This window comes from Candidatus Methylomirabilota bacterium (assembly GCA_036005065.1).
Classification (GTDB): Bacteria; Methylomirabilota; Methylomirabilia; order Rokubacteriales; family DASRDR01; genus DASYQW01.
Genome location: DASYQW010000258.1, coordinates 1 through 17,169, shown reverse-complemented (window position 1 = coordinate 17,169; position 17,169 = coordinate 1). Strand labels below are relative to the sequence as shown.

General features: G+C 71.5%; 19 protein-coding genes. 3 read left to right on the top strand and 16 right to left on the bottom strand.

The window, feature by feature from the left end:
• Window positions 1-122 precede the first annotated feature (122 nt).
• Window positions 123-329, top strand: a complete 207-nt coding sequence (locus VGW35_18335) for a hypothetical protein (GenBank protein ID HEV8309625.1) — start codon at window positions 123-125, stop codon at window positions 327-329.
• Between the two features lie 22 nt (window positions 330-351).
• On the opposite strand, the gene VGW35_18330 is transcribed toward VGW35_18335, so the two are convergent.
• The 4 genes from VGW35_18330 to VGW35_18315 are packed head-to-tail and all read right to left on the bottom strand — an operon-like array spanning window position 352 to window position 1,548.
• Window positions 352-558, bottom strand: a complete 207-nt coding sequence (locus tag VGW35_18330; GenBank protein HEV8309624.1) for a hypothetical protein — start codon at window positions 556-558, stop codon at window positions 352-354.
• Window positions 559-569: 11 nt separating this feature from the next.
• Window positions 570-788, bottom strand: a complete 219-nt coding sequence (locus VGW35_18325) for a hypothetical protein (protein HEV8309623.1) — start codon at window positions 786-788, stop codon at window positions 570-572.
• Window positions 789-809: 21 nt separating this feature from the next.
• Entirely contained in the window at window positions 810-1,343 is a 534-nt protein-coding gene (locus tag VGW35_18320) for a hypothetical protein (protein HEV8309622.1), read from the bottom strand.
• A gap of 16 nt (window positions 1,344-1,359) precedes the next feature.
• Window positions 1,360-1,548, bottom strand: coding sequence for a hypothetical protein (locus VGW35_18315; GenBank protein ID HEV8309621.1), 189 nt, complete (start codon window positions 1,546-1,548; stop codon window positions 1,360-1,362).
• A gap of 286 nt (window positions 1,549-1,834) precedes the next feature.
• Here VGW35_18315 and VGW35_18310 point away from each other — a divergent pair, with 286 nt between their 5' ends.
• On the top strand, window positions 1,835-3,292 hold the full coding sequence (locus tag VGW35_18310) for a D-aminoacylase (protein HEV8309620.1): 1,458 nt from the start codon (window positions 1,835-1,837) through the stop codon (window positions 3,290-3,292).
• Window positions 3,293-4,222: an NAD(P)-dependent oxidoreductase gene (locus VGW35_18305; GenBank protein ID HEV8309619.1), complete on the top strand. Its 930-nt coding sequence runs from the start codon at window positions 3,293-3,295 to the stop codon at window positions 4,220-4,222.
• 124 nt (window positions 4,223-4,346) lie between these two features.
• On the opposite strand, the gene VGW35_18300 is transcribed toward VGW35_18305, so the two are convergent.
• From VGW35_18300 to VGW35_18245, 12 genes are all read right to left on the bottom strand, one after another.
• On the bottom strand, window positions 4,347-4,583 hold the full coding sequence (locus VGW35_18300; GenBank protein HEV8309618.1) for a hypothetical protein: 237 nt from the start codon (window positions 4,581-4,583) through the stop codon (window positions 4,347-4,349).
• Window positions 4,580-6,679: an ABC transporter ATP-binding protein gene (locus VGW35_18295; GenBank protein ID HEV8309617.1), complete on the bottom strand. Its 2,100-nt coding sequence runs from the start codon at window positions 6,677-6,679 to the stop codon at window positions 4,580-4,582. Before VGW35_18295 ends, VGW35_18300 begins: the two co-directional genes overlap by 4 nt.
• Entirely contained in the window at window positions 6,672-7,568 is an 897-nt protein-coding gene (locus tag VGW35_18290) for an ABC transporter permease (GenBank protein HEV8309616.1), read from the bottom strand. The genes VGW35_18295 and VGW35_18290 overlap by 8 nt, the downstream gene beginning before the upstream one ends.
• Window positions 7,569-7,571: 3 nt before the next feature.
• Complete coding sequence (locus VGW35_18285) at window positions 7,572-8,510, bottom strand: ABC transporter permease (protein HEV8309615.1); 939 nt, start codon at window positions 8,508-8,510, stop codon at window positions 7,572-7,574.
• Between the two features lie 243 nt (window positions 8,511-8,753).
• A complete protein-coding gene (locus VGW35_18280) occupies window positions 8,754-9,542 on the bottom strand; it encodes a metallophosphoesterase (protein HEV8309614.1) in 789 nt (262 codons plus the stop codon).
• 68 nt (window positions 9,543-9,610) lie between these two features.
• Window positions 9,611-10,870 (bottom strand): ABC transporter substrate-binding protein, encoded by a 1,260-nt coding sequence (locus VGW35_18275; GenBank protein ID HEV8309613.1) that lies wholly within the window; start codon window positions 10,868-10,870, stop codon window positions 9,611-9,613.
• Between the two features lie 61 nt (window positions 10,871-10,931).
• Entirely contained in the window at window positions 10,932-11,771 is an 840-nt protein-coding gene (locus tag VGW35_18270) for a carbohydrate ABC transporter permease (protein ID HEV8309612.1), read from the bottom strand.
• Window positions 11,761-12,684 carry a sugar ABC transporter permease gene (locus tag VGW35_18265; GenBank protein HEV8309611.1) on the bottom strand — a complete coding sequence of 308 codons (924 nt, stop codon included), beginning with the start codon at window positions 12,682-12,684 and terminating at the stop codon, window positions 11,761-11,763. Before VGW35_18265 ends, VGW35_18270 begins: the two co-directional genes overlap by 11 nt.
• 74 nt (window positions 12,685-12,758) lie before the next feature.
• Complete coding sequence (locus tag VGW35_18260) at window positions 12,759-14,273, bottom strand: FGGY-family carbohydrate kinase (GenBank protein HEV8309610.1); 1,515 nt, start codon at window positions 14,271-14,273, stop codon at window positions 12,759-12,761.
• 23 nt (window positions 14,274-14,296) lie between these two features.
• Window positions 14,297-15,328 carry an alcohol dehydrogenase catalytic domain-containing protein gene (locus VGW35_18255; protein ID HEV8309609.1) on the bottom strand — a complete coding sequence of 344 codons (1,032 nt, stop codon included), beginning with the start codon at window positions 15,326-15,328 and terminating at the stop codon, window positions 14,297-14,299.
• A complete protein-coding gene (locus VGW35_18250; GenBank protein HEV8309608.1) occupies window positions 15,325-16,362 on the bottom strand; it encodes a sugar-binding domain-containing protein in 1,038 nt (345 codons plus the stop codon). Before VGW35_18250 ends, VGW35_18255 begins: the two co-directional genes overlap by 4 nt.
• Before the next feature lie 117 nt (window positions 16,363-16,479).
• Window positions 16,480-17,169: inositol monophosphatase family protein (locus VGW35_18245; GenBank protein ID HEV8309607.1), on the bottom strand; the 690-nt coding region annotated here is incomplete at its 5' end.

Genomic DNA, 17,169 nt, shown 5'->3' with positions numbered 1-17,169 from the left:
TGCCCGCCGATGCTGCGTTCGAACACCGATCGTCAATGTCGACGGTCATCGTCCACGTCCAGTGACCATTCCGGCGAGAGGCGTGGCTGGATCAGGTCGGAAGAGCGCCGGTCAATTTCCACATGGATCGGGACACCACCGTCCCCTATCCCATGGGCTTCTACGCCAAATGGCTGGACGGGCGCATCGACGATCCCGATGCCGGCTGGAAGGGCAAAGGCCTGTGGTCGGCCTACGCCACCCGGACCCCGTTCCACGTCGAAGGCGGCAAGGGGACGAGGAGCAAGGTCGTGAAGTTCCAGCTTCGCCCCGATCCCCTCGCGAGGTGAACCCGGAGCGCCGCGGAGCCGATCACGTGGCCCGCGACGCCTGACGCGACAGCCAGGCGTTCACCAGCCGATCGAAGAGGCGGAGCCCGGCCAGCAGCACGCCGAACGCCGTCACGTCGTAGATCAGCGAGGCGAGGGTATAGCGGTCGCCCAGCACCCGCGCCAGCGCCCAGCCACGCCCGGCGACGATGGCGACGAGGACGGCGAGATAGGCCAGGAGCGCAGTCACGGAGCCGACCGCTAGAAAACGCGAGAGAGGATCCGGAACGCCCGGCGCCGCGCCGCGCTCAGCGCTCCCGCCGGTCGCGCGCCGGCGGCCTCGGTCTCGGCCCGGCGGTCCCACAGGATCGAGACCATGCCGGACGCCTCGAGCCGGCCCCCCTGGATCAGGAACAGGTCGGTGCCGCCGCCCCGGACCACCGCCACGTAGTGCGCGCTCTCGGTGATCGCCTCACCCATGGCAGCTCCCATCACCCTCACCTAGCGCGCGGCCAATCGACCAGCCAGGGCGCGCACGCGCGCGTCGGCCTCCGCATCGCCCGCCTGCGCCGCCAAGTCCCGCGCCACCCGCAGGCACTGCTCGGCCACTTCGCGGTCGCCGAGATCGGCGAACGCCTGGGCCGTCCGCAGCGCCCCTTCCACCGCCTGCTGCTGGCGCGCCCGGTAGAGCGCCACCAGGTAGGCCTGACGGGCCCGGGCCTCCGCCGCCGCCCGGCGCCCGGCGAGCCGGCCGATGCGCAGCGACGCGTCGCCCACCGCCACCATCCCGTCCCAGCGTCGGCTCGCCACGGCGTGACCGTACGCGTCGTGCCACAGACGCTCCGAAGCGGACACGCTCTGCCGGGCCAGGGCCTCGTCGACGGCCCGGAGCGGGGCGACCCAGGGCTGCTCTTCCGGCACGGGCTGGCCCGGGGTCACGTCGGAGACCCAGAACGCGAGCAGGATCAGGCCCAGCGCCACCAGGCACGGAGCCAGCGTTCCGCGCATCTCCTGGCTCGGCTCCCGTCGGTCCATCGCCATCCTCCAGCCCCTACCAGCCCTGCTTCAGGACGACGAGCAGAACCAGCAGGCTCGCCACCACCGACACGACGTACGCGGCCACCACGGCCACCTCGGCGAGCGCTCCGGCCGGGAGAGCCTCGGCCCGCGCGTCCACCCGGGGAGCCGGCGGCCGCCATGCCCTCGCATCGAACTCCCGGCTCTTCCACGGACCGCCCATCGCGTTTCCCCCCGTCTCTCCGATCACGGAGAGAGATGACGCAAGGACAATGCCACCGGCAATACGTTTACGCACCGCTACTTAGCCGCGAGACCGCCGTGCCCGGGCGGTGGTGGTGGCGGATTTTCGGGCAATTTCCGACAGCCGGACCCAGTGAGCAGGAGCGGCCAGGCTCCCGCCCGTGGTGTTGACGGACGATGAATTCCGGGCGCACTATCCGTGGGACTATGGCGACCCGCCTCGAGCTTCTCGCCGCGCACGGGGGCGCTCGCCACCCGCCCGCCTGATGGCCGGCCGCCTGACCGACATCGAGCTCGTCCTCCGCCACGGGCTCGTGATCGACGGGACCGGCGCCGCGCGCCGTCGGGCCGACGTCGGCATCGCCGGGGACCGCATCATCGCCGTGGGCGACCTCGGCGGCGCCCCCGGGGCCCGCGAGATCGACGCCGCCGACCGCATCGTCGCGCCGGGCTTCATCGACGCCCACACCCACGACGACCGGGCCCTCCTGTCCACGCCGGACCTGACGCCGAAGGTGAGCCAGGGCGTGACCACGCTCGTCGCCGGCAATTGCGGCGTCAGCCTCGCCCCGCTCGTCCTCGACGGGGTCCCCCCGCCGCCGCTCGACCTGCTCGGCAGCGAGGCGGGCTGGTTCCGCTTCGACCGCTTCGGCGCGTACGTCGAGGCCCTGGGCCAGAGCCCGCCGGCCGTGAACTGCGGCCTGCTCGTCGGCCACATCACCGTGCGCCATCGGGTCATGGACCGCCTCGACCGGGCGGCGACGGCCGCCGAGGTCGGCGAGATGCGGCGACAGGTCGAGGCGGCCATGGCGGAGGGGGCCATCGGCTTCTCGACCGGGCTGGACTATCCGAGCGCGGTGGCGGCGCCGACCGGGGAGGTCCGGTCGCTGGTGGCGGCGGTGAAGCCCTACCGCGGCCTCTACTGCGCGCACCACCGCAACTATTTCGAGGCGCTCGAGGCCGCGATCGAGGAGGCCCTGGCGATCGGCCGCGAGACCGGGGTCCCGCTCACGCTCTCGCACCACCAGTGCACGGGGGCCGCCAACTTCGGCAAGGGGCCGAAGACGCTCGCCGTCATCGACGCGGCGCGCCGGACCCAGGCCGTCGGGCTCGACGCCTATCCCTACCACGCCAGCTCGAAGACCCTCGATCCGGGCCGCGCCCAGCCCGGTGTGCGCATCATGGTGACGTGGTCGACGCCCCATCCCGATTGCGCCGGCCGGATGCTCGACGACATCGCCAGGGAGTGGCGGTGCAGCGCGGGCCAGGCGGCCGAGCGCCTGCTGCCGGCCGGCGCCATCTACTTCCAGCTCGACGAAGGAGACGTCCGCGCCATCCTGGCTTACGAGCACACGATGATCGGCTCCGACGGCCTGCCGCACGACGTGCACCCCCACCCGCGGCTCTGGGGCGCGTTTCCGCGCGTCCTCGGCCACTACAGCCGCGAGGTCGGCCTGTTCGGGCTCGAGGAGGCCGTGCGGCGGATGACGGGCCTGCCGGCCCGCTGGTTCGGCTTCGCCGACCGCGGCGTCGTCCGGCCGGGTGCCTTCGCCGATCTCGTCGTCTTCGACGCGGCGACGGTGAAGGACACCGGCACCTTCACCGAGCCGGCCCAGCCGGCCGCCGGCATCGACCTGGTCATGGTGAACGGCCGCGTCGTCTGGCGGGCCGGACGGCCCACCGGCGCCCGGCCCGGCCGGGTGCTCCGCCGCGAGACGGGCTGAATGGCCGGCGCCGGGGTGCGCGTCGTCTTCCCCGATTGCACGCCCTACATGGCGCAGTTCTTCGACGGGCCGGCGCGGGCCCTCGTCCCCGAGCTCGAGCTACGCGTCGCCCGGCCGGCGGCGGCCGAGCTCGTCGAGGCGCTCTCAGGCGCGGCGGGCGTCGTGCATTTCCAGACGAAGCTGACCGAGCCGATCCTGGCGGCCTGCCCGGACCTGCGACTCATCGTGTTCCTGGGAACCGGCGTCTGGAGCTGGGTCGATCTGCCGGCCGCCGAACGGCGCGGCATCCGGGTGCGCCGCGTCCTCGGCTATGCCGATCGCACGGTCGCCGAGCACGCGATCGCCCTCGTCTTCGACGGCGTCCGGCGGGTCGCCCAGATGGATCGGGAGATCCGGGCCGGGACGTGGCGGCAAGCCGCGCTCTTCGAGCTGGCGGGAAAGACGCTGGGAATCGTCGGGCTCGGCGGCATCGGCCGGGCGACGGCGCGGCTCGGCGCCGGGGTGGGGCTGCGCGTCATCGGGTGGAACCGCGGCGCGGTGGCGGAAGATGTGCCGTGCGAGCGCCGCAGCCTCGAGGAGGTCCTGACCGAGGCCGACATCGTCAGCCTGCACCTCGCCCTCAACGACGAGACGCGCGGCATCCTGGACCGGCGCCGCCTCGGGCTCCTCAAGCCCGGCGCCGTGTTCATCAACACGGCGCGCGGCGGCCTCGTCGATCAGGTGGCGCTGGCCGAGCGGCTGGCGAGCGGCCACATCGCGGCGGCCGGCCTCGACGTCTTCGCCGAGGAGCCGGTGCCGCCGGACCATCCCCTGACCCGCCTCGCCAACGTGACGCTGACCGCGCACGCCGCCTGGATGAGCCCGGAGGCGGCGCGCCGCCTCGTGCGCTCCGGTCTCGAGGCGCTGCGCGAGGAGCTCGACCGGCTGTAGCTCACTCGCTCAGGAGCTTGTCCGCCCACTCGGCCAGGGCCACCAGGGTCGGCGGAGTCGCGAACGTCGCGTTCTTCCCGGCCAGATCCGATTCCTGGACCCCACGGGCCCGCGAGCAGGCGGTTCAGACGTGGATCGGCACCTTCAGCGCGGTCGTCTTGACCAGGATCTCCGCCAGGGGCGGCCATCCCACCGGCACCACCGCCTGGGCCACGGGCGCGCGCATCAGGGAGACGGCCTCCCCGAGCAGGAAGATCTGGACCTCGTGCGCGGCCTCGGCAAACGCGTTGGCGTGCAGAAACGGGAAGGCCGCCTTGGTCGGATCGTCCGAGCCCCACGCGCTCTTGATCAGGACTCTCACGCCGGCGCCTCCTGAACGAGTCCCGGGCGCGGGACGGCCGCGTCGGGGCGCTGGAGCCGGACGAGCTCGTCGGCCGGGATGTGGCAGACGATCCGGTGGCCGCCGGCCAGCCGTTGCTCGGGGGGCGGGGTGTCCTCGCACACCACCCCGAGCTTCCGGGGACACCGGCTGCTGAACGGGCAGCCGCGCGGCACCTCGCTCGGGCTCGGAAGCGCCCCCTCGAGGACGATGGGGTCCCGCTGGGCGTCGGGGTCGGGGATCGGGACGGCGGAGAGGAGCGCCTCCGTGTAGGGGTGATAGGGCGGCGCGAACACGTCCTCGGCCCGGCCGAACTCGACGACCCGGCCGAGGTACATCACGGCCACGGCGTCGGCCAGGTAGCGCACGACCGACAGATCGTGCGAGATGACGAGGAGCGTCGTGCCGTGCTTGGCCTGGAGCTCGGTCAAGAGGTTGATGATCGCCGCCTGGACCGAGACGTCGAGCGAGGAGACCGGCTCATCGGCGACGATCACCTCGGGATCGCCGGCGAGCGCGCGGGCGATGGCGACCCGCTGCTTCTGACCGCCGGAGAGCCGGTGCGGCCTCCACCCGGCCAGCTCGGGGCCGAGCCTGACGACCTCGAGCAGCCGCCCGACCTCGCGGGCCCTGTCCGCCGCGCCCAGCCGGCGGAGGCGCCGGAGCGCCCGCCCGATCGCGTAGCCGACCGTGTGGCTCGGATTCAGGGTGCTGTCCGGGTTCTGGAACACCATCTGGAGCTGGCGCCGCAGCCCCGCCGGCCGCGCGTCGACCGGCATCGCCGCGATGTCGGCGCCGGCGAGGCTCGCGCGGCCCGCCGTGGCGGTCTCGAGGCCGGCGAGCACTCGAGCGAGGGTGGACTTCCCGCACCCGGACTCGCCGACGATGGCCAGTGTCTGTCCATGGTGCGCGTCCAGCCACACGTCGGTGAGCGCCCGCACATCGGCACGGGTCCCGAAGAGGCCGCGGCGGGGCCGGTACACCTTCGAGAGGCCGTCCAGCGCGAGGACCAGGTCGGCCGCCGCCTGCGGGCCGGCCTCCCCGGCCTCGAGGTACCGCCGGCGCCAGAGCGGGAGCTCGGCGGCCCGGACGCACTGGACCTCGTGCCCCGGCTCGTCCGCGACCGGCTCGGTCGGGATCACCCCGACCGTACAGCGACCCGGCTCGACGTGGGCACAGCGCGCCGCGAATCCGCACCCCGGGAGGCGGGCCAGGAGCGAATCCATCTGGCCCGGGATCGCCAGGAGCGGCGCCCGGCGCTTGTCGCGACCCACGGCCGGCAGGCAGTCGAGGAGGCCCCGGGTGTAGGGATGACGCGGGTTGCCGAAGACCTGCCGGATCGAGCCCTCCTCGACCAGCTCACCCCGGTACATCACCCCCACGCGGTCGCAGACGCGGACCACGGTGCCGAGGTTGTGGCTGATGTAGAGGATGGCCGTGTCGTGGCGCATCCTCAGCCCGCGCACGAGGTCGAGGACCGCCGCCTCCACCGTGACGTCGAGCCCGGTCGTCGGCTCGTCCAGGATGAGGAGCGCCGGCCGCGCGATGAGCGCCATCGCGATGACGATGCGCTGCTGCTGGCCGCCGGAGAGCTGATGGGGGTAGCGCTCCAGGATGCCTTCCGGGTCCGGCAGGTTGACCTCGGTGAGCATCCGGAGGGCCCGCGCGCGCGCCTCGTCCCCGCCGACCCCCTCGTGGATCAGCGGCACCTCCATGAGCTGCCGGCCGACGGTCATCACGGGGTTCAGGCTCGACATCGGGTCCTGGTAGACCATGGCGATGCGCCGGCCGCGGATCCCGCGCAGCTCCGCCTCGGGAAGCGCCCCGAGGTCACGCCCCTCGAACAGGATGCGCCCGCCGATGATCCGTCCCGCCCGCCCGAGATAGCGGACGATGGCGAGCGCGACGGTGGACTTTCCGCAGCCCGACTCGCCGACCAGGCCCAGCGCCTCGCCGCGCCCGATGGACAGGCTCAGACCCGGAATGACGTTCACCTCCCCCGCCCGCGTGAAGTACGAGATCCGGACCTGCTGGAGCTCGAGGAGCGGTTCGCCGGCCGGACGTCGGTGCTCAGTCACGCAGCCCGATCTCCCGGAGCCCGACGGCCAGCAGGTTGAAGCCCACGACCAGGGAGGCGATCGCCGCGCTGGGAAAGAGCGCCATGTGCGGCCATACCGACATCATCCCATAGGTGTCCCTGACCATCCCGCCCCAGTCGGGATCGGGCGGCGGCAGCCCGATGCCGAGGAAGCCGAGGACGCCGATGATGACGATATTGAAGCCCATCCGGAGGCACGTGTCCACGATCAGCGGCCCGCGGGCGTTTGGCAGGATCTCGACGAGCATGATGTAGAGAGCCGACTCGCCCCGCATCTTCGCGGCGGCCACGTACTCTCGATCGCGGAGCTCGAGCGTGATTCCGCGGACGATGCGGGCGATGATCGGGGCCTGCCTCAGGGCAAGCACGAGGATCACGTTCAAGGCCGAAGATCCGAAGTGAGTCAGGACGATCAGGTAGAGGATGATCACCGGGAACGTGAGCACGATGTCGCACGCCCGTCCGATGACGAGGTCTATCCAGCCCCGGTTGTAGCCGCCGCAGAGGCCGAGCAGCGAACCGAGGGCCACGGCGCCGAGGACGGCCACGGGCGCCACCGTGAGAACCGTCCGCGCGCCCCAGAAGATCCGCGACAGGATGTCGCGACTGAGGTGGTCGGTGCCCAGCCAGTGCGCGGCCGACGGTCGCGGATCGGCGAGCGCCGCGACATCATTCGCGTTCGGCGGGTAGGGGGCGATCACCGGGGCCAGGAGCGCGACGGCGATCCAGAAGCTCACGATCCCGGCGCCGATCAGGGCGGGCGTCGATTCGGCGAGACGGGCGAAGCGCGTCCACGCCCTCCGGCCGAAACCTGCGAGAGGTCGGCGCGGCGGGACGAGGACAGCCTCGACGGTCGTGCCGTCGGCCATGCGTCAGGCGCGAATCCGAGGGTCGAGGGCCATGTAGGCGAGATCGCCGAAGATCTGGGTGAGGATGGCGACGAGGACCGCGACGAGCGCGCCCGCCTCGACGACGGCGATGTCCTTGAACAGCGCCGCCTCGAGCATCATGCGCCCGAAGCCCGGGTACGCGAACAGCGTCTCGACGACGACGACTCCCGAGATCAGGTAGTTGATCTGGAGGAAGATCACCGTGACCGGGTTGATCAGGGCGTTCCGGAGCGCGTGCCCGAGGATCACCCGGCGGAAGCGCATCCCCTTGAGGACGGCCGTCCGGATGTACGGCCGCTGCATGACCTCGACCATCGACGCCCGGATCATGCTGACGACATACCCGGAGTCGTAGAGGACGATGACGGCGACCGGCAGCGCGAACTGGGAGGTGGCCGACCAGCCCCCCCCGCCGACCAGCGTCGCGGTCCCGGGAAGCCAGCCGAGCCAGACGACGAAGATGCTCGCGAAGAAGACGCCGAGGGCGAACTCCGGCACCGACGCGACGACGGTGCTGAAGAGGAGGATGGCGCGATCGAGCCGGGAGGACTCGTGCATCCCCGCCGCGATCCCCAGCGCCATCGACACCGGCACGATGAGCGCGAAGCAGATGCCGGCCAGCAGCGCGGTGTTCCCGAGGCGGTTCCAGATGATCTCGCGCACCGGCACCTTGAACCGGAGCGAGTAGCCGAGGTCGCCGGTGAGGGCCTTCCCCATGTAGTCCGCGTAGCGGACGAGGAGCGGCCGATCGAGCCCGAGCTGGTGGGTGAGCAGGTCCACCTGCTCCTGCGTCGCGAACTCACCGAGCATCTTCCGGGCGACGGCGCCCGGGGAGAACTCGTTGACGGCAAAGACCAGGAAGGAGACCACCAGCAGCGTGAGGGCGAGGAAGAGGAGGTGCTTCCCGACGAACCGCGCCATGGTGCCAGCAACGCTACCGCCCGACCCGACCGGGCGTCAAGGCCCGGCCGGGGGTGGCTCGGGACGGGGGCGCCCTGCCCGGACCCGACCTCGTCTCCGGGCGGGGCCCCGGGAGTGTGTCAGAGTAACCTCGGCGCCGACCACCGAGCGCGTGGTGCATCGAGGAGTGCTCCGAGCGGCGGCTGTGCCGCCGCAACCGAAGGGGGGGCATCGGGGGGGTCTTCCGAGACCCCCCCGAAGAACCTAGGGATGAACGAAGCTCATGGGCAGGCGGCCGCGCACCTCGACTCGGAGGCGGCCTCCGTCCTCCACGGTGACCTCGGCGTAGCCGCCGGCCGGCTGACCTCCGGTCAAGCGCATCTCCACCAGGGACCCGACGGTGATGTACGGGATCCCGTCGATCACCTCGGCGTGGTTCCAGTGCATGTGGCCATGGAACACGGCCCGTACCTTTCCGGAGCGGGCGAAGATCTGCCGAGCGCGCGCCCGGTTCACGGCGAGCGCACAGTCCGGGTGCGACGGGAAGTACCAGTGCCGGCTGACGTCCTGCTCGTCGAGGGGGTGATGGCTGAACACCAGGGCCGGGCCCGAGGCGCGACGAAGATCCTCCTCCAGCCAGGCCAGCTGGGCCTCCGACAGCGTGCCTCCGCCCCCCTCGAACGTCGGATCCTGGGTGTTCAGCAGCACGAGATGGAGACCCTGGAGGTCCACCGACTCGTAGTCGGCCTTCCGGCCGAGGAGGCGATTGATCGTGGCGAAGTCGAGGTTCGGGACGTCGTGGTTTCCGTGGAGAAAGCAGGTCGGGACGCCGGCCGACGTGAGACGGCTCACCACCTGCGAGATACGCATCGCGTCCTCGGTGGAACTCACGTCGTTGATACGGTCTCCCATGTCGACGACCAGGTCGGGTCGAAACCGGGTTCGCATCTCGTGGACGAACTGATCCATGAGCCCCAGCGCGACGCTGCCGGGTCGCGTCTCGGTGTCGGGACCGTTGTGAATGTCGGTGACGAGTCCGATTCGGAACGGCATCTCAGCTCCTTTGCCGGCACCTGTGCCCGCCCCCGGAGGGGGCCGCCGAGGCCCCCTCCGGGCCGAGCTCAGCGCATCGCGTCCTCGATCCGCGCCTGGGCCCGATCCATCCCGGTCTTGGCGTCCACCTGGCCGAGCAGGATGGCGTCGCGCGCCTCCACGAGGATCTGCTCGATCTGGAGCCCCTTCTTCGGCCAGTTCTCCTCGGCGACCACGTAGGGCAGCTGGGCGTACGCCGCGCGCATGTTGGGGAGCTCGGTGAAGAGGTTCCCGAGGTAGCGGGGGTTCTCGGTGAGCCCCTGGAGCGGGGAGATGTAGCCGGTCCCCTTGACCCACTCGGTGATCGCCTGGGGTGAGGTGACGTGCTTGAGGAAGGCCCAGGCCCCGGCCCGCTCCTTCGGATCCCTGGCGAACACCATCAGCACGTTGCCGCCCGCCGGGATCTTCCGGGCCATCCCGGCGAAGGCGGGCAGCTCGGCGACCTTGACCGGGAATTTCGAGCCGCTCTCGAACAGGTTGCGCCGTCCCGTGGTCGTGAAGACCATCCCGATGTTACCCGCCTGGAACGCCGGGAACGCCTCGTCGTTGTTGGCGACCGGGTGCAGTCCATCCTTGACGAAGCCCGCCCAGACCTCCATGCCCTTGATCGCCTTCGGCGAGTTCGCCTGGGGCCGGTCTCCGCTCTCGCTCAGCCACTGCCCGCCGAGCCCATACAGGAACCAGGTCATGGGCCAGGTGTCGTCGCGCTGGATGTAGAGGCCGAACTTCCCGGTCTTGTCCTTGATCGTGCGCGCCGCTCGGGCGACGTCTTCCCAGGTCTTGGGCGGGGTGGCGGGATCCAGCCCGGCCGCCTTGAAGAGCTCAGGATTGTAATACATCACGGGACTGCTCAGGCCATACGGCAGTCCCCATTGAACGCCACCGAGCTGGCCGAGCTTCAGCACGGAGGGCTGGTAGGTCCGGGCGACCGCCTCGAACTCCGATCCACCCACCTTGTCGATGGGCGTGGGCTGAAACGTCTCGGCGGCGTAGCGGATGAGCCGGTAGGAGATCTGAGAGACCGCCGGCGGCCGGCCGGCGGCGGCGGCAACCTGGAGGGCCTGGGTGAGCGCGCCGTAGTTCGCCTGGAACTTGTCGGCGACCACGTAGGCGTTCTGCGACTCGTTGAACTCCTTGGCCAGCTTGGCGACCGCCGGTCCGCCGAAGGCGGCCGTGTTGATGTGGTAGTACTCGATCCGAACCTGGGCGTCGGCCGTCGTCGCGGTCGCGAGCAGGACGACGCTCAGCGCCGCCATCACGGTGCTCTTCATCGGCATCTGCAGTGGCATGCTCACTCTCCTGGGCTCGTCATGAGCCGGTTGGCAATACTCCCCTCGGTGGCGTGCGACATCAGCCCTTCAAGCCGGAGGTGACGGACGTCCGCACGATGTGTCGCTGTCCGACGGTGTACATGAGAATGGCGGGCAGCGAGGCGATGGTGGCCACGGCCATCAGCGGTCCCCACGACGCCCCGCCCTCCGACCCCGCGAAGCGCTGTAGTCCGAGCGGCAGCGTCTGGACCTCGGGCCGGGTGAGGACCAGGAACGGCCAGAAGTACTGGTTCCAGGCGTTGAGAAAGAAGAGAATCGCCAGCGCGAAGATGGGCGATCGGCTCACCGGCACCACGATTCGCCACAGGGTGCGCCAGCTGCCCGCGCCGTCGATGGCCGCCGCGTCGAACAGCTCCCGCGGCAGCGTGAGCAGGTGCTGGCGGAGCATGAAGACGCCGAAGGCGTTGCTCAGTTGCGGCACGATCAAGCCCGCCAGCGTGTCGATCCACCCGAGCCGCGACACCAGGATGTAGTTGGGAATCATGACGACGTGGATCGGCACCATCATGGTGCCCACGAACAATCCGAACAGCAGCTCTCGTCCCGGAAATCGGAAGCGGGCAAAGGCATAGGCGGCCAGGATGCTGGTGACGGTCTGACTGCTCATCAGGGCGACGGTGCTCAGCATGCTGTTCCAGACGTACAGCCCGAGGGGGGTCAGCCGCCAGGCGGCCCGGTAGTTCTCGAGCGTGGGAGGTCTCGGGATCAGGGCGATCCCGGGGGTCGCGATGTCATCGGGCATCCTGAAGGATGTCGACAGCATCCAGAACAGCGGGAAGAGCGTCGCGACGCAGCCGGCGATCATGACGGCGTGGAGACCGGCGGTCGCGGCGGCCGACGGCTGGCCTCTACCGGTCATAGTGGACGTATCGCTCGAGGAAGCGCTGCTGGAGCAGGGTGACCCCCAGGAACATCAGGAAGACGACGGTGGCGAGCGCCGAGGCGCGGCCGGTCTCGAAGAACTGGAAGCCATACTGATAGATCAGATACACGACGTTGGTGCTGGCCTTGTTCGGCCCGCCCTGGGTGAGGATCTGGATCGGCACCAGCGTGTACTGGCCGGCGTAGATGACCGTGGTGACGACCACGAAGAAGGTGGTGGGCGTGAGAAGCGGCCAGGAGATGTGCCGGAACTGCTGGAAGGCCGAGGCGCCGTCCATGTCCGCCGCCTCGTAGTACTCGCTGGGAATCCCCGCCAGGCCGGCCGAGAAGATCACGAGGTTGTAGCCGGTGAGCTTCCACGCACAGATGAGCGTGATGGCCCAAATGACCCAGCCCGGCTGGTTGAGCCAGGCCGGACCGGTGACGCCGAGGTCGCCGAGGGCCTGATTCAGGACCCCGTTGATCGGATTGAAGATCCACAGCCAGGTGATCGCCGCCACCGCAAACGAGACGACGGCCGGGGAAAAGAAGATCGCCTTGTAGACGGGCTGGAGCCGGCCCCCGACCCGGTTGAGGAGGACCCCCAGGCCCAGCGGGAGCACCAGCGTCAGCAGCAGGAGACCCACGATGTAGAGCCCCGTGTTCCAGACCGCGAGCCAGAAGTCGGCGGCCGCCAGCAAGGCGGTGTAGTTGGCCGCGCCGACCCACCGGCGATCGGCGCTGACCATGTTCCAGTCGAAGAGACTCAGCTCCAGGCTGCGGGCCAGCGGCCAATAGGTGAAGACGACGAGGGGGAGGAACGCGGGCAGGATGTAGAGGTAGGGCTCGCAGCGCCGCCGCCACCGAGCGGACGCCGGCCTCGCCGGGGTCCCGATGGCGCCCGTCACCATCGCGCCCGGCCTCGCGGCGATGATCAGCCCTCCTCGCGCAGTGGGATGCGCGGCGCCGCGGTCGACGGGAGCGCTCATGAGGCGGCCATGCGGTGGGCGAGATCACGGAGACAGGGGTAGGCGGCCCGGTATCGCGCGTAGGAGACGTCGTAGACCGTCCGCCGCGCGGCCACCGGCTCGACGACCGGACCAGCCTGGACCATCCGGCGGATCGCCTCGCGGTATCCGCCGAACAGTCCGGACCCCAGGGCGCCCCAGATGGCGGCCCCGAGGGCCATGGCTTCCCCTCGGCCGGGGAGCTGGATCGGCCGGCCGAGCACATCGGCATGGATCTGCATCCAGAGCGAGCTGCGGGCGCCGCCGCCGCCGGCGAAGAGCCGCTCGAGCGCGAAGCCGTGGGCCACCATGTTCTCGAGGACCTCGCGTGCCCCGAAGGCGATGCCCTCGTAGACGGCGCGGAGGAGATGGGCCGGGGAATGCGCGAGCGTCAGGCCGATCATCGCGCCACGGGCGTGGGGATCCTTGTGCGGCGTGCGGTTGCCCTGGAAGTGGTCGACGACGATCAGGCCTTCGGCCCCGGGGGGGAGTCGCGCGGCCTCCGCCTCCAGGCGCGCGATGACGGACCCCAGCTCGCCGTCGGCCTCGGTCTGCCCCGTGAGCCGGAGCAGCCACTGGACGATGCTGCCGGTCGCCGTCTGTCCCCCTTCCAGAGTGAAGCTGCCCTCCACCAGCGCGTCGGGATACGGACCCCAGATGTCGGCGAACACCGGGGTCGGAGACAGCGCCATGTGGCAGGTCGAGCTGCCCACGATGAGGGCGAGGTCGCCCGGCTCGACCGCGCCGAGGCCGATCATCCCGGCGTGAGCGTCGATCCCGCCCTGCGCGACGAGGGTCGCCGGCGTCAGCCCGGTCGCCGCGGCGACGGCGGGGCGAAGCGAGCCGACCGGCGTCCCGACCGGCAGGACGCGGTCCGGCCACTTGGCCCGGAGGGCCTCGAGCTCGGCCGCCCGGAGCAGATCGTCCGGCCAGCCGCCCAGGGCGCGCAGGTAGTGCCACTTGGCCGTCGCGTTGTCCTGGCTGGCGGTCCACGTCCCGGTCAGCCGGTAGGTCAGGAAGTCGGTGGCCTCGACCAGCCGCGCGGCGCCGGCGTACGTCGCCGGCTCGTGGCGCTTCAGCCACAACGCCTTGGGGAGCATCCATTGCGGCGAGACGGTGCCCCCGCAGTACCGGTAGCGCGGGTGCCGGAGCCCGGTGAGCCATGCGGCCTCCTCGTGCGCCCGCTCGTCCATCCAGATGAGCGCGGGCCGGACCGGCCGGCCCTCGGGATCGAGGGCCACCACCGTGCAGGCGGTGCAGGCGTAGGACAGCGCCCGCACGCTCTCGGGCCGGACGGCGGCCCGCGCGATCGTTTCCCGGAGCGCGGCCACCAGCGCGTCCCACCACTCTTCCGGATCCTGCTCGACCCAGCCCGGGCGGAGGTACCGCGTGGCATAGGGGCGGCTCGCCGAGGCCTTCGGCCGGCCGTCGAGGTCGAACAGACAGCTCCGCACCCCCTGGGTGCCGAGGTCGATGCCGACGAGATACTCCATGCGCGGGGGCTCGGCGGGCGCTCTCAGAGAGTGACCACGGCCTTGACGACGTCCGGGCTCCGCCGCTCGGCCCGCGCGAAGGCCTCACCGACCGCCTCCAGCGGGAACTCGTGCGTCACGAGCGCGGCCAGCTCGATCCGGCCTTCCCGGACCAGCTGAACGGCCCGCGGGAAGGTGTTCTTCATCCGGCGCACGAAGCGGATCGTCAATCCCTTGCGCATCGCGCGGATGCCGGCCAGCGTCACCTGCTCCGTCTTCCAGTAGCCGACGAGCACCAGCGTGCCACCCGGGCGCAAGACCTCGATGGCCTGCGCGGTGGCGGCTTCGCTCCCGGCGGCCTCGAACGCGACGTCCACGCCCTGGCCGTCGGTCCGCTCCATGATGTGTCGCGTCAGATCCGGCAGGCGGGCATCGAGCGCGGGGGGCAGACCGAGCGCGGCGGCCGCGGCCGCGCGGTGCGGCAGGGGCTCGGTGGCGCACACGAGGCTCGCGCCCGCCAGCCGCGCCACCTGAGCGATGAGCAGCCCGATGGGCCCGCAGCCGAACACGGCGACGGCGTCGCCCACGGCGATGTGGCCGAGGTCCGCGGCGTGGATCGCCACCCCCAGCGGTTCCAGCAGCGCGCCTTCGGTCGTCGACATTCCAGGGGGCAGCGGCGTCACCAGGTGGGCCGGATGCGCCACGTACTCGCGCAGCGCGCCGGGCGTCGGCGGGCTCCCGAAGAAGCGGAGCCGCGAGCAGAAGTTCGGGTGTCCCGCGGCGCAGTAGCGGCAGCGCGCGCAGTGGATCGCGGGATCGACGGCCACCGGCGTTCCCGGCCCGGGCCCCTCCGCTTCCGGGCCGGCGGCTTCCACGATGCCCGCCACCTCGTGGCCGAGCACGTGACCGGCGGCGAGGCGCTGGTCACCGATCCGGCCCTCGGCATAGTAGTGGAGATCCGAGCCGCAGATCCCGACCGCCCGGATGCGAACCAGGAGCTCGTCGGGGCCGACCGTGGGGACCGGTCCCTCCGTCACCCGCATCCGACGGGGCGCGATCAGCTCCGCCACTCTCACCGGCCGGGTCTCCTCCTCCCCCCCGAGCCGGGTCCGTCCCGGCGGGCTCGCCCGTCGGCCCGCGTCGGTGGGGCGGGCGGCCGCTCCCGGTCAGCCGCCTCGAGCACGCGCCGGGCCGTCTCGAGGTCGGTGACCAGGACGTGAACGAGGCCACCGCGAAGCGCCCCGAGCACCGCCTCGGTCTTGTCGGGCGGCCCGCTGACCACGGCGACGACGACCGGCACCCGGGGGAGATCCTCGAGCCGCATCCCGATCAGGCTGCGGTTGAGGGGCGGAAGCGGGCGGCCCACCGCGTCGTAGAACTGCAAGAGCACCTCGCCGCGGGCGCCCGCCCGCCGGCACCGCGCCATCCGCTCGGGCGTCAGGTACCCGCGCTCCACCAGGGGGACGTGAGGCGAGACGGCGCCGATCCCGACCACCGCCATGTCGAGACGGCGGAGAAAGTCCATCACCTGACGGACAGGCCGCGTCGACCGGATCGTGCGGCGCACGTCGGCATCCTCGACGAACGCGGGGGCGAGGAACTGGACCGTCCGGCCACCCAGCACCCGGCCGACCTCCTTGGCGAGGCCGGTGGTATCCAGCGTGTCCTCGAGGACCGCGAGCCCCCCGACCATCTGGACCACCGTGAGACGGGCGAGGTGGGCCGGCTTCAAGCAGAGGGCCATCTCACTGAGCGTCTTGCCCCAGGTGACCCCGACCGTCATCCCGTCGCGCAGGACGGACTGGAGGTAGGTGGCGGCGACCTGCCCCACGCTCCGGCGGGGTTCCTGGTCGGCATCCGCTTCCCCGGCGGTCAGGATGGCCTGCTGGAGGCCGAACCGCCGGGCCAGAACCTCCTCGAGCGCGCGCGCGGGCTGCCGGGGATCCTGGATGCGGATCGTGACGATCCCGGTGCGTCGCCCCCGCTCGAGGAGGCGGGAGACGGTGGGGCGCGAGAGCCGGGTCGCCCGCGCGATGGCCTGCTGGGTCAGCCCCTGCTCGTAGTAGAGACGGCCGATCCTCACCATCAAGGCGACGGCGTCCGGCGACATGCCCTCGAGTGCGCGGGGATTGAACATATGTTCAACCAAGGCTGATCCGACGTTCACACGCTAGCCGGGTGGCCGCGCGCGTGTCAAGGGCGTCCCGAGCGGGCCTCCCGAGGGGGCTCAGGGACCCCAGCGCGTCGCGTCGAGCGCCCGCATGACCGCCTCGTGGAGGGCCGGGGTGGCGCTGGCCACCAGCAGGAACGTGTCCGTCATCGCCTGGAACGACGGAAGCGGCCGGCCCCGGGGGTCGCTCACCACCCCACCCGCCTCCTCGATCACGAGGCTCCCGGCCATGAAGTTCTCCGGCGTCAGGACGCCGCGGACGTCCACGTACGCGTCCAGGGCGCCCGCCGCGACACCCATCTGGGAGGCGACGGAGCTGCCGAGCGAGCGGACGTCGAAGGCGTCCTCGAGCAGACGCGCCACCCGGCCCGCGAAGCCGGGCCGGGGAAAGGCGCAGTCCACGGCGACCAGGGCCTCGGCCAGGCGCGCCGCCGGGGATGTGTGGAGACGCTGACCGCCGGAGAAAGCCCCCGAGCCACGCCGGGCGACGAAATGGGTGCCGGTGAACACGTGCCCGACCAGGCCGGCCACGACGTGGGCCGGCGCCAGCGGGGCGTCGCTCGGGACCACGGCCACCGAGAACGCCGTCAGCTCGAGTCCGCGGCGGAAGTTCTCCGAGCCGTCCACCGGGTCGACGATCAAGGTGAAGGCCGGCGGGCCGAGGTCGGGCCGCGGCAGGATCTCGCCCCGTTCTTCTGAAAGCAGGCGAACCACCGGGGCGCCGGGGTGGCGGCAATACTGCACCAC